At 72.1% G+C, this 13,529-nt stretch carries 10 protein-coding genes and 1 pseudogene; 3 read left to right on the forward strand and 8 right to left on the reverse strand.

What is annotated here, in order from left to right; genetic code table 11:
• The 7 genes from E6G06_03340 to E6G06_03370 form a co-directional block, all read right to left on the reverse strand.
• Window positions 1-248: hypothetical protein (locus tag E6G06_03340; protein ID TML93097.1), on the reverse strand; the 248-nt coding region annotated here is incomplete at its 3' end.
• Window positions 245-805, reverse strand: a complete 561-nt coding sequence (locus tag E6G06_03345) for a gluconate 2-dehydrogenase subunit 3 family protein (GenBank protein ID TML93098.1) — start codon at window positions 803-805, stop codon at window positions 245-247. The genes E6G06_03340 and E6G06_03345, both read right to left, overlap by 4 nt.
• Before the next feature lie 12 nt (window positions 806-817).
• Window positions 818-1,609 carry an enoyl-CoA hydratase/isomerase family protein gene (locus tag E6G06_03350; GenBank protein TML93154.1) on the reverse strand — a complete coding sequence of 264 codons (792 nt, stop codon included), beginning with the start codon at window positions 1,607-1,609 and terminating at the stop codon, window positions 818-820.
• On the reverse strand, window positions 1,609-2,787 hold the full coding sequence (locus E6G06_03355) for a thiolase domain-containing protein (GenBank protein TML93099.1): 1,179 nt from the start codon (window positions 2,785-2,787) through the stop codon (window positions 1,609-1,611). The genes E6G06_03350 and E6G06_03355 overlap by 1 nt, the downstream gene beginning before the upstream one ends.
• Window positions 2,784-4,211, reverse strand: a complete 1,428-nt coding sequence (locus tag E6G06_03360) for a hypothetical protein (protein ID TML93100.1) — start codon at window positions 4,209-4,211, stop codon at window positions 2,784-2,786. Before E6G06_03360 ends, E6G06_03355 begins: the two co-directional genes overlap by 4 nt.
• Window positions 4,212-4,255: 44 nt before the next feature.
• The gene (gene larA / locus E6G06_03365) at window positions 4,256-5,695 is read right to left on the reverse strand and encodes a nickel-dependent lactate racemase (GenBank protein TML93101.1); all 1,440 of its coding nucleotides are present in this window, start codon (window positions 5,693-5,695) and stop codon (window positions 4,256-4,258) included.
• Entirely contained in the window at window positions 5,509-7,536 is a 2,028-nt protein-coding gene (locus E6G06_03370) for a hypothetical protein (protein TML93102.1), read from the reverse strand. The genes larA and E6G06_03370 overlap by 187 nt, the downstream gene beginning before the upstream one ends.
• Between E6G06_03370 and E6G06_03375 the strand changes: the two are divergent.
• From E6G06_03375 to E6G06_03385, 3 genes and pseudogenes are all read left to right on the forward strand, one after another.
• A pseudogene (locus tag E6G06_03375) lies at window positions 7,385-7,687 on the forward strand (hypothetical protein). The gene E6G06_03370 and the pseudogene E6G06_03375 overlap by 152 nt on opposite strands.
• A gap of 1,697 nt (window positions 7,688-9,384) precedes the next feature.
• The gene (locus E6G06_03380) at window positions 9,385-9,912 is read left to right on the forward strand and encodes a DUF1003 domain-containing protein (protein TML93103.1); all 528 of its coding nucleotides are present in this window, start codon (window positions 9,385-9,387) and stop codon (window positions 9,910-9,912) included.
• A gap of 53 nt (window positions 9,913-9,965) precedes the next feature.
• Window positions 9,966-12,536, forward strand: a complete 2,571-nt coding sequence (locus E6G06_03385) for a hypothetical protein (protein ID TML93104.1) — start codon at window positions 9,966-9,968, stop codon at window positions 12,534-12,536.
• Here the strand turns inward: E6G06_03385 and E6G06_03390 are convergent.
• Window positions 12,520-13,491, reverse strand: a complete 972-nt coding sequence (locus tag E6G06_03390) for an NAD(P)-dependent oxidoreductase (protein TML93105.1) — start codon at window positions 13,489-13,491, stop codon at window positions 12,520-12,522. The genes E6G06_03385 and E6G06_03390 overlap by 17 nt on opposite strands.
• Window positions 13,492-13,529: the final 38 nt, after the last annotated feature.

The following is a 13,529-nucleotide window of genomic DNA, read 5'->3' on the forward strand; positions in this document are numbered from 1 at the left end:
CTGTCGTCGCGGCGGAACGTGCGCGGCTCGAGCAGAGGGTCGGGCCCGAGGAACCACCGGCTCATGAACTTCAGCTCGTCGTTGCTGTAGTCCGCCATCAGGCGATGCGGGTCGTCGAGGTCGATGAGGTGGTTGCGTCCCTTCTCGACGATGACGACGCTCCACCCCGCGGCGGTGAGCACGTCGGCCGCGGTGGAGCCCCCGGGCCCGGACCCGACGATGACCGCATCGAGGTCGCTCGCGCTCATGCCCGCTCCACCTCCTCATCGGTGTAGCCGCGCGGCTGCACGTCGCCCTCGTAGCCGATGTAGCGCCAGCCCACCAGGCCCTGGTTGCCCCCGTACTCGGGCGCGCCGTACATGCCTTCGCACGCGTGCTCGTAGAGCAGCGCGGTGAACTCGGGGGTCCGCTCGAGGCGCGCGCGTCGCTCCTCGTCGGTGACGGCGGCGAAGTCGGGGCCGAGCGCGGCGACGCCGGCGCGGTAGCGCTCCTGCAGGCCGACGACGGGGCCGTTGATCTCGCGCTCCGGACGGCCGCGCGATCCCTCGATGCGGGTGCGCCAGGCGAGCTCGTCGAGCGGAGTCAGGCGGTGGAAACGCACGAAGCCCTGCGCACCACCGTGGCGCCCAGAGAACGGCCCGCCGGCCCAGATGCGCGGAGGGTCGAAGCTGAACGCGCCGAGCAGACCGTCGATGTAGTCGACGACGCGTGCCTCGGTGGCGCCGGGGTCGTCATCGGTGGGGATGAGCATCGCGCACGCGGCGTCGACGACGGCGTACTCGTCGTCGGTGAAGAAGACGGGCATGACGCCGGTGCGCTACTCGCCCGTGAAGCGCGGGTCGCGCTTCTCTCTGAACGCGGCCATGCCCTCGGCCAGGTCGCCGCTCGTGGTCGCGAGCGACTGGTACGCGCCCTCGAGGTCGAGCGCGGCCGCCAGGTCGGTCTCGAAGGTGCGGTTGAGCAACCGCTTCGAGAGCCCGAGCGAGCGGGTCGGGCCCGCGGCCAGGCGCGCCGCGAGCTCGTGGGCGGTGGCGTCGAGCTCGTCGCTGGGCACGCACTTGTAGGCCAGCCCGTCGCGTACCGCGTCCTCTCCGGTCGCGCCGTCTCCCAGCAGCACCATGGCCTTGGCGCGCGGAAGCCCGACCAGACGGGGGAGCAGGTATGCCCCGCCCGCATCGACCACGAGCCCCCAGCGTGCGAACGACCAGAGAAAGCGGGTGCGCTCGTGCACGAGCACGAAGTCGCACGCCAGCGCCAAGTGGGCGCCGGGGCCGACGGCGGTGCCGTTCACCGCCGCGACGGTCGGCTTGTCGAGCTCCCACAGCTCGCGGATCATCGCCTGCACGCCGACGCGCAGCGCCTCCGACGTCGAGCGGGTGTCGAAGCCCTCGGCGCCGGCCCGGGCCACGGTCGACGCGCCGAGGTCCATGCCGGCGCAGAACGCGTCGCCCGTGCCCGTGATCAGCAACGCCCGCACGTCGGTGTCGGCCCGCGCCCGGCGGAGCGCGGCGACGAGGTCGTCGCGCATCTGCACGCTCAGGGCGTTCTTGGCCTCGGGCCGGTCGAGCGTGACGCAGGCGACGTGATCGTCGCCGACATGGACGCGAATCACGAGGCGTTGGTGGTCAGGATGTTGACGACGCTGACGCCCGAGCCCCGGCCACCGACGTTGTGCTGCAGCGCGAAGCCGTTGCGGATCGCGACCTGACGGCCGTCTGCCTCGCCGCGCAGCTGCCACCAGCACTCGGTGAGCTGGGCGACGCCGCTCGCCCCGATGGGGTGGCCCTTCGCCAGCAGCCCGCCGGACGGGTTGACGGGTATGCGGCCGGTCAGGGAGGTCTCCCCCTCGATGGACACGATGCCGCCCTTGCCCTTCTCGCAGAAGCCGAGGTCCTCGATGTCGAGGATCTCGGTGATGGTGAAGCAGTCGTGCACCTCGGCCAGGTCGAGGTCGGCCGGGCCGATGCCGGCCATCGCGTACGCGCGCGCGGCCGCCTTCACGGTGGCAGGGAGCCCGGTGAACGTCGTCTTCTCGTGCAGGTACGGATGGTCGGTCGCGACGCCGAAACCGGCGACGTAGACAGGTTTGTCGGTGAACTCGCGTGCGCGCTCGGCGTTGACGAGGATGGTCGCCGCCGCGCCGTCGGTCTGCGGGCAGCAGTCGAGCAGGTGCAGCGGGTGACACACGGGCGGTGCCTTCAGCACCTGGTCGACCGTGACCTCGCTCTGGAAGTGCGCGTACGGGTCGAGGGTGCCGTTGTGGTGGTTCTTCACCGCGACTGATGCGAGCATCTCGCGGGTGGTGCCGAACTCGTGCATGTGGCGGGTGGCGAACGGCGCGAAGAGCACCGGCGCGCTCTCGCCTCGGGTGTACACGGGATGGCCGCTCGCGGCGCGCGCGAGCAGACCCTCGTCGGTGGACTTGTCGCGCATCTTCTCGACGCCGATCACGAGCACGACGTCGTGCACACCGCTCGCCACCGCCATGGCGCCGATGCGGAACGCGTCGGATCCCGAGGGACAGGCGTTCTCGATGCGCGTGCACGGGATGCCGGCGATCCCGAGCGCGGTCGGGACCGTGTTGCCGCCGATGCCCTCCTGTCCCCAGAGCGTGCCCCGCTGGGTTGCGACCATCGCCGCCTCGACCTGGACGGGCTCGAACCCCTTGTCGACGCTCGCCATGGCGGCGGCGAACGCGCCCGCCGCCATCTGCTCGTAGCTCTGGTCGAAGAGCTCCCCGAATTTGATGAGCCCCGCGCCCACGACCGCCACCCGGTCCCAGCTCATGATCTCTCGACTTCCTCCGACCTCTCGGCCTTCTGCACCTTGAACCCGTACACCGGTACGCCCCGCTCGACCGTATAGCGGCGCAGGACGAGCTCGACGCGGTCGTCGATGGCGAGCGTGGCCGCGTCGTCGGACGTGCCCTGCAACATGATCCGCGCGCCATCGTCGAGGTCGACGACCACGAGCGGGAGGGGCGCGACGAACGGCGCAGGCATGGTGTGGTTGACGACGAAGGTGTGCACCGTTCCCGTCCGGGCGAGCGCGACCTCCTCCAGCTTGGCTCCGCCGCATCCCGTGCACGCGGGATGCACCGACGGAGGAGTGCTGATCGTCGCGCAGTCGATGCACCGGGCGCCGAGCAGGCCGATCATCTCGAGCCCGCCGCGCACGAACGCGGCGCTGCCCGGGGGCACGGCCATCTCGACCGTCTCCCCGGACGGCACCAGCTCGCCGCGGGCGCGCAGCACCTCGGCGTACGAAGCGGGACGGCCGGCCGCGAGGGCTCGAGCGAGGTCGGCCGCACCGGGCACCGCCGCCCCGACCTCGATCGTCACGCCCGACATCCGACCGCCGCCGTAACCGACCATGGCCACCACGCCCGGCGCCGCCAGCGCGCCCACCGCCCCGAGGAGCGGCGCCGCGGAGCCCGTGTCGCCCGCCGCCGCGTAGGCGTCGGCGGACGCGACGGACGACGCACCCACCCGTCGCGCCGCCGCGGCACCCAGGCGGCCATCGGGGTCGGGGAGCGACCAGGTGTCGACGCCGTCGCTCAGTGCGGCCGCGATGCCGTCGACGAGCGGCAGGAAGATCTCCTCGCGGAAGAGACGCGGGTCGTAGAGGTCGCGGGTCGCCGGCTCACGATCGCCGCGGTAGCGGTCGAGGACGGGCCGCCCGCGTGTCGCCCGGTGGGCGAGCGCGGCCGGGCCGTCGCCGGCGCGGAGTACGAACGCGGCCGCGCCGGCTCCGGCCCAGGCTTCGAACGCGGTGCCGAGCCCGGGTCGCAACGCGTCGGCCCCGACGACGAGGGAGACGCGAGAAGAACCGGCGGCGACGGCATCCCACGCGCTCAGCAACGCGTCGATGCCCGCGAGGGTCGAGCCGCTGTTGAGCGCGCCGGCGATGTCGTCGCGCAGCCCGAGCGCGGCGGCGAGCATCGAGAGGCTCGGCCCCTCCGCGAACGGCGGCCGGCTGGTGCCCCACCACAGGCCGTCGACGTCGGTGGGCTCTACACCCCCGGCGGCGAGCGCGCGCGCCGCGGCATGCCACGACACCGTCAGGACGTCTTCGTCGGGCGCGCACACCGCGGTGGTGCCGCGCCGTGGCCCGGCGCCCCACGTCGCGGTGACGTCGGCGGCGGTGAGGCGCAGCGACGGCAGGGCCGCGCCGACGGCGACGATCTTCACGGTGGGGACCGCGGCGGCCACGAACCTGACTCTAGCGTCAGCCTCGACGCATCAGGCTCAACCCGTCAGGCGCGCCCGACGGGCGTGGCGACCGTGAGCGGGCCGAGGGGCAGCACGCACACAGAAGCGCGCGGGCCGGCGGCGTGCACCGCGCGGGCGACGGCCTCGGTCACGTCCGCCACCGGCTCGAGGTGCGCGGCTCGCACCTCGTCGTCGGAAAGGCCGTCGGTGCGGAGTTGCACCCGCGCACGCTGCAGGACGCGCCCGAGCACCTGCGCCTCCCAGCGGTCGAGCTCCGGCGTGGCGTGCGGCGAGACGAGGTCGTCGGGCGAGCGCGCCTCCGCGAGCAGTCGGCCGAAGCCGCCCTCGGCCGGCAGCCCGTCGGCGCACGCCGCGGCCATGACGATCGTGCCACCCCGGGCAACGACGCGTTCGGCCGCGGCCATGCCCTTGACGGCCTGGTAGAGGTTGCGGTCAAGGGGATGGCCGCTGTTGGTCGACAACACCACATCGAACCGGTGGGGCACCCGTTGCACGGCGGTCCGCTCGACGAACGCGCACGCGGCGCGGTGCGCGTCAGGAAGGGTGCCCGCGAACACGGCCGTCACCTGGCGCGCGTTGTTGATCGCCACGTCGAGCGAGAGCGCGGGCGGTGCGAGTGCGGTGGCGGCTCGCACGAAGTCGTGCACCGGGTTGCCTTCGGTGACGGTCCAGGTGGCGCGCGGATCGGCGATGCGGCGCGGGCTGTGCGCCTCGAGGATGGTCTCCAGCGCCGCGAGGCCCGGGCAGACGGCCTTGGGCCCACCGCTGAAGCCCGCGAAGAAGTGCGGTTCCACGAACCCGGTGACGATGCGGACGTCGGCCTCGACGTAGCGGCGGTCGATGCGCACGGGCACACCGTCGACCCGTCCGACGTCGACGTGATCGGGATCGGTGGCGGCATGGTCGTGCACCCGATAGCGGCTCACCAGGTCGGGGCCGATGAGCGCAGCCATCTCGTCGGACGTCGCCAGCCGGTGGCTGCCGTTGGCGCACAGGAGGCTGACTCGGTCGGGGCCCACGCCGAGGCGCGTCAGCTCGTCGAGGAGCGGGGGCAGCACGGTGCGGTTCGGCATGGGCCGCGTGATGTCGGGGAACACGACTGCGACCCGACACGTCGCGTCGATGATCTTCCCGAGCGGAGGGCCCGCGTGCGGGGCCCGGAGCGCCTGGGTGATCGCATCGCGCTCGTCGTCGAGCCCGGGCAGGTCGGTGGGCAGGACGACGTGGGCGTCGTCGGGCACCGTCGCCACCAGCCCGCCCGACCCGTAGGCGAGGGTCACGTCCACCCCGCGCTCCATTCGCTGAGGTCGAGCCCGAGCACGCCGTCGGCGACACGGTCGACGAGCGGTCGGATCTCGCGGTAGCGCTTCGCCAGGGACGGGTCCGGCCGGGCCGTCGTCACGACCGGGTTGATGCGGTCGAGCTCGAGCGGCATGCCGACCGCTCGACCCGCGAGCAGACATGCACCGGCCGACGCCGCCTCGCCGGAGCGCCGCAGCACCACGGGCCGGCCGGTGACGGCCGCGAGCAGCTGCACCCAGAGCGGCCCGGCGACACCCCCGCCCGTCGCCGCGACGGTCGCGATGTCGGCTGCGGTCGAGAGCGCCTCCAGGCTCCGTGCCACGTCGAAGGCGACCGCTTCGTACAACGCCCGGGCGAGGTCACCGGGTCCGTGGGCCGGCGTGAGGTTGAGGAACGCGGCCCGCGCGCCCGGCCGCCACCAGGGCGCGCGGGCGCCGTTGAGCCAAGGCAGCGCGACGACGCCGCGGGCGCCGGGCTCGGCTGCGGCGGCGGCATCGACGAGCGCGAGCTGGTCGAGACCGGTCAGCTGCTGCAACCAGGCGAGCGCGGCGCCGCTCGCCGAGAGCCCTGCCTCGAGCAGGTGGCCATCGATCGCGGCCCGCGACGCGACGAATCCCGGAGGCAGCGGGCTCGGCAGCGTCGACCTCGGGAGTGAGACGTTGGCGGTCGTCCCCCAGGAGACCACGGGGGTGGTCTCGGACGCGCCGGCACCCAGCACCTCGCACGGGCGGTCACCCGCACCGAGCACCACGGAGATGCCCGCGGGGAGGCCCGCGCCCTCGCCCGCGAGCCCGACCGACGTGGTCGGCGCCATCACGGGCGGCAGCAGACCCTCGATCCCGGCCGCGGTCTCGGGTGCGACCGTGCCGTCGCGGGCGTAGAAGCCGCTGCGGCTGGCGAGGGTCGCGTCGGTGGCCACCTCGCCGGTCAGCCGCCAGAAGACGAGGTCGCGCGGGCCGAGGAGCCAGCGCGCGCCCAGCAGACGGTCGGGTTGGTGGGTGTGCAGCCACGCCGCCTTGGCGACGGTCGAGCCGGCATCGACCACGATGCCGATCCGGTCGCGCAGCGCATCGACCCCGCCCGCCGACGCGACGAGCTGCGCCGCCTCGGCCCGCGCGCGCCGGTCCGACCACACGAGCGCGCGTCCGAGCACCTGACCGTCCGCACGGACGGGCACGAACGTCTCGCGTGCGGTCGCGAACCCGATCGCGGACACCTCGCCGAAGCGCCGCTCGTCCTGGGCTCGCACCTGCGCGCACGCGTCGAGCGTCGACGACCACCAGTCGTCGGGGTCCTGTTCGGCCCAACCCGGCTCGGGGTGGAAGGTGGGCACCTCGGCCCGGCCCATCGCGACCGGGCCGTCATGGTCCCAGAGCACCGCTTTGGTCGCGCTGGTGCCGAGGTCGACCGTGAGGAGCACCCCTCCAGCTAAGCCGCTTGCGGTCAGCCGATCTTGATGCTCGCCTCGTCGAGCGAGCCCTGGAAGAACTCGGAGCCGGGGCGGGCGCCGATCACGACGGCCTCGCTGTTGGCGATCGAGCCGACGTTGGCGGCCTGCGTGAAGGTCTGTCCGTCGACCACGACCTTGATCGCCGACGACGTCTTCACGCACTGCACCGTGTGCCAGCGACCATCCTTGAGTGACGGTCCGGCGATCAGCTCGCTGTAGCCCGATGATCCTTTGAAGCCGCACGACGCCTGGCCCGAGGGCTGGTACTCCATCTTGAACTCGCCACCGCTCGTCGTGTAGAGGCCCTTGCGGATGAGATCCCAGTCGGGCGACGCCGGCGCGCTCGTCGTCTTGAGATGGATGGTGATGGTGATGTCCTTGCTGCCGGGGTTCAGGTCGGCGGCCGACGGGACGGAGACGTAGCCCGACCCGCCGAACCCGTAGGCAGTGCCGAGGTACCCCGGCTGGCCCACCTGGACGGAGTGGAGCGTGCCGGTGTGGCTCCCGACCGCGTCGTTCATCGAGGTGCCCGAGGTCTCGTCCATGTGCCACAGCGCGGCCAGCCCGGCCGTGGATGCTTGCACGACCGCGGTGGGGTTGGAGGTGGCCGTGCCGTTCGGCGCCACACCGTTGGCGGCGGTCACCACCACGCGCATCCTGTGATCGACGTCCGCACCGGTCAGCGCGTAGGTCCCGGTGGTGACACCGATCGACGCGCAGTTGGCGCCGGCGCTGTCGCAGCGCTGCCAAAGGTAGCTGTAGGTGATCGGCGCGGTGCCGGTCCAGGTGCCGGGCGCGGCGGTGAGGGTCTGGCCGGCCTGAGCCGTGCCCGAGATGGTCGGGGGCGACGTGTTCACCGGGGCCGTGCCCGACGTGCCGGACACCGCTGCGGTCGGGAGCGACCCGAGGGTCGCGGAGCCGCCCGCGTTGCTCGCGGTCACGAAGACCCGAAGGGCGTGCCCGACGTCGCCCGGTCCGGGCACGTAGGTTGTCGCCGTCTGACCCACGATGTCGACGCAGCTCGCGCCGGTGCTCGTGCACTGGCGCCACTGGTACGCGTAGGTGATCGGCTGCGTCCCGCTCCACGAACCCGGGTTGGCGGTGAGCGTCTGACCCTGCTGGGCGGTCCCGCTGACCGAGGGACGCACGGTGTTGGTCGGGGCCGTGGCCGACGTGCCCGAAACGGCAGCGGTCGGCAGCGAGCCGAGGGTCGTGGACCCGACCGTGTTGCTCGCGGTCACGAACACCCGAAGGGCGTGCCCGACGTCGGCCGGTCCGGGCACGTAGGTCGTCGCCGTCGCACCCACGATGTCGACGCAGCTCGCGCCGGTGCTGGTGCACTGGCGCCACTGGTACGCGTAATTGATCGGCTGCGTGCCGCTCCACGAACCCGGGTCGGCGGTGAGCGTCTGACCCTGCTGGGCGGTCCCGCTGACCGAGGGACGCACGGTGTTCGTGGGAGCCGTGGCCGACGTGCCGTCGGCCACGACGATGTTGTCGGCGATGATCGTGAACGTCTGTGACGACGTGTTGTTACCGATCTGCACCGAGGCGATTCCCGCCGAGGAGATGGTGGCCGTCGACGCGTGGTACACGGAGGTGCCGTTCAGCGAGACGTCGACCGTGCCCGTCGCCGCGCCCGTCACGACCACGTGGACCTGCAGCTGCGCCCAGGTGTTGAGGGGGAGGTTGGCGAAGGTGGCGTTGTAGGTGTTGTCGTACCAGACCCAGATGCCGCCGCTCCCGCCGTTCTGGCGGTAGAGGCTGACCACCTTGGTGCTGGTCGGGTCGAACAGCCGGAAGATGGGCACGTTGCCACCGCCGGGTCCCTCGGCCTGCACCTGGAAGTCACCCGTCACGGTGAGGTCGGTCTGCGCGCTCGTCAGCGACTTGCGGGCGTAGGCGAAGGAGCCGGCCGCGGCGGTGGCCGAGAGGCGCGCCGCTTCGGTGCCCGTCTTCACGACCGCGCTCTGCACGGTGGCCGACCCGTCCGCGCCGGTCTGGACCGTCGTCCACGCCGAATAGTCGCCCGACTCGAACCCGTCGCTGAAGGTGGTGGCGGCACTCGCGGCACCGGCTCCCGCCACGAGCGTGACGGCAAGGGCGACGCTCACCGCCGCCATTCCCGAGAAGGCTCGCCTCGTGGCCGCTCCGCAACGATGTCGCGAGCGACGCACCCGTGTGGTCGCAAACGACTGCTGATGTCGCACCTGGCTCCCCCGCTGTTCCGCGAAACGCTATGCCGCACGCGCGGAGACACCTATGGGCCGCTCGACTCATTTGTCGACCTGCTTCGCAAACGGTTCGTGGTATTACGCGGCCGCCGTACACGAAGTGTGGCGACGCGTGCCGAGTCGAGGGTGACGGGCGATGGCGCGTCGGGCGTGCCACCGTTGGCCCATGGCTACAACCGATTCACCGCTCAGCTGTCCCGCCTGTCGGATCATCGACCAGGCGGACGGGGTCGAGGACGGCAACCTCTTCAAGGTGGAGCACTACCAGACGCGCAACGAGCGGAAGCTGGTCGGTGCCCTCATGCGGGCCCAGGACAAGGCCGCCGACCGGATCACGGCCTTCGCCGGCTCGCTCAACTTCGTGTACATCCACTCCGTCTGGTTCGGCATCTGGGTCCTCCTGAACATCGGGGTGCTCGGGGCATCGCTGAAGTTCGACAAGTTCCCCTTCGGCCTCCTAACGATGATCGTGAGCCTGGAGGCGATCTTCCTCTCGACCTTCGTCATGGTCAGCCAGAACCGGCAGGCGGCGAGGGCCGACATCCGCAGCGAGCTCGACTTCGAGACGAACCTCCGGTCGGAGATCTGGTCGGTGCACATCGGCCAGGCCCTCGGGGTCGACCCCAGCCATGTCGAAGACGTCGTGCGCCAGGCGATCGAGGGCTCGCGCACCCAGCTGGACACCGGGAGCTGACGCAGGGGCATCGACTGGTTCCGCGTGCGAGACTCTGCGTGGGAGGGTGACCAATGCGCAGGTTGAGGAATCGCTTCGGTCTCGGGGCGCTCCTGGCGCTGATCCTCGGGGCCACGCTCGCCCTGATCGCGCCGCCGCCCGCGGGAGCCACCGGGCCTCTCGCCACCGTCCGGCAGCTGGCGGGGACGATCCCGATCCCCTACGACGAGCCTCGGGGCGTCGTGCCGGTCGGGGGCGTGCTGTTCGTCACCGACCGCAACGCGATCGACCGCGTCGACGGCACTGCGTCGACCCTGACGATCCTCGCCGGGGTGCGGACGGTGACGGGGTCGAGCGACGGCGCCGCCGGCGCGGCCCGGTTCAACGACCTCCAGGGCATTGCCACCGACGGCACCAACCTCTACGTCGCCGACTCCGGCAACCACACGATCCGCCGTGTCGTGATCGCGACCGGCGCGGTCACGACGGTCGCCGGGACCGCGGGTGTCCCTGGGAGCACGGACGGCACCGGGGCGGCGGCGCTCTTCAACCAGCCATACGGGCTGAGCCTCGCCGGTGGCGACCTGTGGGTCACCGACCGGGGCAACCAGACGATTCGTCGCCTGACGCTCGCGACCGGCGCGGTCACGACCGTCGCGGGCAGCGCGGGGATGTCGGGCACCGCCGACGGCACCGGCTCGGCGGCCCGCTTCAGCGACCTGCGCGGTATCGCGGTCGGCGACACGACGGTGTGGATCTCCGACCACGACCGCATCCGGCGCCTCGACGCCGGCACCGCAGTCGTCACGAGCGTGGCCACCGCGTCCTCCTGCCCCGCCTTCTGGGCCGTCAGGCTGTACGGCGCGGTGGCGACCGGCGGCTTCGCGTACTTCGGCCAGCTGTGCGACGACGGGGACGGCGACCTGATCGCCAACCTCCTCCGGCTCGACACCGCGACGGAGGTCGTTGACGCGGTCGGCACGGCCACCGTCGCGGACGGACTCGGGACCGACGGGACCACGCTCTACAGCGCGGGCCACACGGGCGACTTCGGTTCGCGGTCGCTGGTCGCGGCCGCGATCGCGACCGTCATGGCGAACGGCTTCACCAAGGTCGGCAACTTCGGCGACCAGGGAACGGCTGACGGCGCGGCGACCGACGCCCGCTTCGGCGGAGGGTCGATCGCGAGCGACGGCGGCTCGCTGTTCATCGTGAGCGGCGCCTCGATCCGCAAGGTCTCGATCGCCACCGGACAGACGACCACGCTCGCCACCGGGGTCGGCGGGAACGGCGTCGTGCTGTACGGCCCGTGGCTGTTCACCGGCTCGGGACGAACCCTGTTGCGCATCGACCGCTACACCGGCGCGTCAACCGCGTTCGCGACCGTCGGCGGCACGAGCAGCGGCATCAACGGCATCGCGTCCAACGGCGGCGACCTCTTCGTGGCGACGCGTGACTGCGCCATCTACCGGGTCGACCCGTCGACCGCTGCGGTGTCGCTGTTCGCCGGCTTCCCGACCGTGTGCGACTCGACCGACGGCACGGGCCCGAACGCGCGCTTCGGCCTGCACAACGCTGGTGGGACCGGACCGACCGACCTGACCGCGGACGGCACCACGTTGTGGGTCAGCGACTGGGAGAAGGTCCGGAAGATCGACATCGCCACCGCGCAGGTCACCACGCTGATCGCGACGAACCCGCCCTTCTACCTCATCCCCCGTGGCATCGCGGAGTCCGGCCCGGACCTCTACGTCGCCAGCTCGGGCACCCTCCTCCGGATCTCCAAGGCCACCGCCGCGGTGACCCAGCTCGACGCATCCGATCCCTCGACGCCGCTCGGGTACGCGCCGACCCCGCTGTCGTCGACGTATTCATGGGCCGGTGATGTCTACGTGGACCACAACGGCAGCCGCATCTTCTTCACCCATTCGAGCGGCGTCGGCGTGGCCGAGGACCCGCCGACCGCGCTGTCGATCGGTGACAGCACCGTGGTCGAGGGGAACGCCGGAATGGGTCTCGCGGTGTTCACCGTGCGATTGGCGCGTTCGATGCGCAACGACGTGCGCGTCACGTGGCTCACCAACGACGGCACCGCGACCGCCGCGTCGGGTGACTACGTGGGCCAGTCCGGCAGCTTGACCATCCCTGCGGGCGACACCGAGGGGCGCATCAAGGTGACCGTCAACGGCGACACGACCGCAGAGCCGAACGAGGGCTTCAAGGTGCGGCTGGTGAGCCCGCAGGGCGGAGCCACGCTCACGCGCTTCCTCGGTCAGGGGACGATCCTCAACGACGACCCGCCGGGCGCCCCGTCCCTCGCGATCGGCGACGTCGGCGTCGTCGAGGGTGACGAGGGGACGTCGCTCGCGGTGTTCCCGGTGCGGCTCTCGTCCGCGCAGGGATCTTCCGTGACCGTCGCGTTCGCGACAGCCGACGGCAGCGCGGTGGCCGGCAGTGACTACGAGGCGCGCGCCGGCACGCTCACGTTTCCGGCGGGCGTCACCTCGGCGACGATCTTCGTGAAGGTGTACGGCGACACCGCAGTGGAAGGCAACGAGTCCTTCACGCTCGTGCTGTCCGGCTCGACCGGCCCACCGATCTCACGCACCACCGGCACCGGCACGATCGTCAACGACGACGCGTAGGCGGTACCTGCTGTTCCGACAGCAGGTACGCGATCGCCTCGCGGAGCCATTCGTTCGCCTCGCCGTGCGCGGCGGGCTCGAGGAGCAGCTTGGCGAGCGCGGAGAAATCCTCGCGTCCGTAGCCGGCAGCCGACGCCGCGGCCAGCACGTGGCGCGACAGCGCGGTCATCGCCAGCGGCACGCCCGCGCCGGCGGCGTAGGTGAGCGCGAGCCCCACGTCCTTGCCCATGAGGTCGGTCATGAAGCCGGGCTTCCAGCCGTTGGAGGCGGGGCTGTCGGGGATGAGGCCTTCGACCGGCAGGCGCGTGCGCACCGCCACGCAGTCACCGGTGGCATGGGTGAGCACCTCGTACAGCTTCGCCATGTCGACGCCCGACCTCTGAGCGAGGGTGGTGGCCTCCGCCGTCGCGACCATCTGCGCCGCGTAGATCAGGTTGTTGCACAGCTTCACCACCTGGCCCATGCCCGGTCCGCCACAGTGCACGATGCGCGCCGAGAACGGATCGAGCGCGGGCCGGGCCCGCTCGAGCGCGTCCGCCTCGCCGCCGACCATGAGGGTGAGGGTGCCGTTCTCGGCGCCCACGGTGCCACCCGACAACGGCGCCTCGAGATAGCGCGCACCCGTGGCGGTTACCCGCTGGTGCTGGGCCCGCTCGACGTCGGGGTCGATCGTCGAGCAGTCGACGACGACGTGGCGCGTGCCCAGCGCCGCGAGCATGGCGTCGACCACCTCGACGACCTCGGGCGAGTTGGGGACGCAGATGATGACGGTCTCGCTCGCGCGCGCGACGCCCGCCGGGTCTCCACCGTCGACCGCACCCAGCTTCAGGGCCGCGTCGACCGGGCCTCGGCCGCGGGACGCGACGGTCACCGTGTGACCGGCTTCGAGCAGGTTGCGGGTCATGGGCAGGCCCATCGCGCCGAGCCCGACGAACCCCACCTTCGACGTCGTCATCTCAGGCCCTGTCTCCGCTCCCGGCCGCTCAGGCCCTG

The sequence above is a fragment of the Actinomycetota bacterium genome (assembly GCA_005888325.1).
Lineage (GTDB): Bacteria > Actinomycetota > Acidimicrobiia > Acidimicrobiales > AC-14 > AC-14.

Coding starts and splice junctions, on each gene's coding strand:
- E6G06_03345 (TML93098.1), bottom strand. CDS start 805: ATGCCCGTCTTCTTCACCGACGACGAGTACGCCGTCGTCGACGCCGCG.
- E6G06_03355 (TML93099.1), bottom strand. CDS start 2,787: ATGAGCTGGGACCGGGTGGCGGTCGTGGGCGCGGGGCTCATCAAATTC.
- larA (TML93101.1), bottom strand. CDS start 5,695: ATGTCTGCTCGCGGGTCGAGCGGTCGGCATGCCGCTCGAGCTCGACCG.
- E6G06_03380 (TML93103.1), top strand. CDS start 9,385: ATGGCTACAACCGATTCACCGCTCAGCTGTCCCGCCTGTCGGATCATC.
- E6G06_03385 (TML93104.1), top strand. CDS start 9,966: ATGCGCAGGTTGAGGAATCGCTTCGGTCTCGGGGCGCTCCTGGCGCTG.
- E6G06_03390 (TML93105.1), bottom strand. CDS start 13,491: ATGACGACGTCGAAGGTGGGGTTCGTCGGGCTCGGCGCGATGGGCCTG.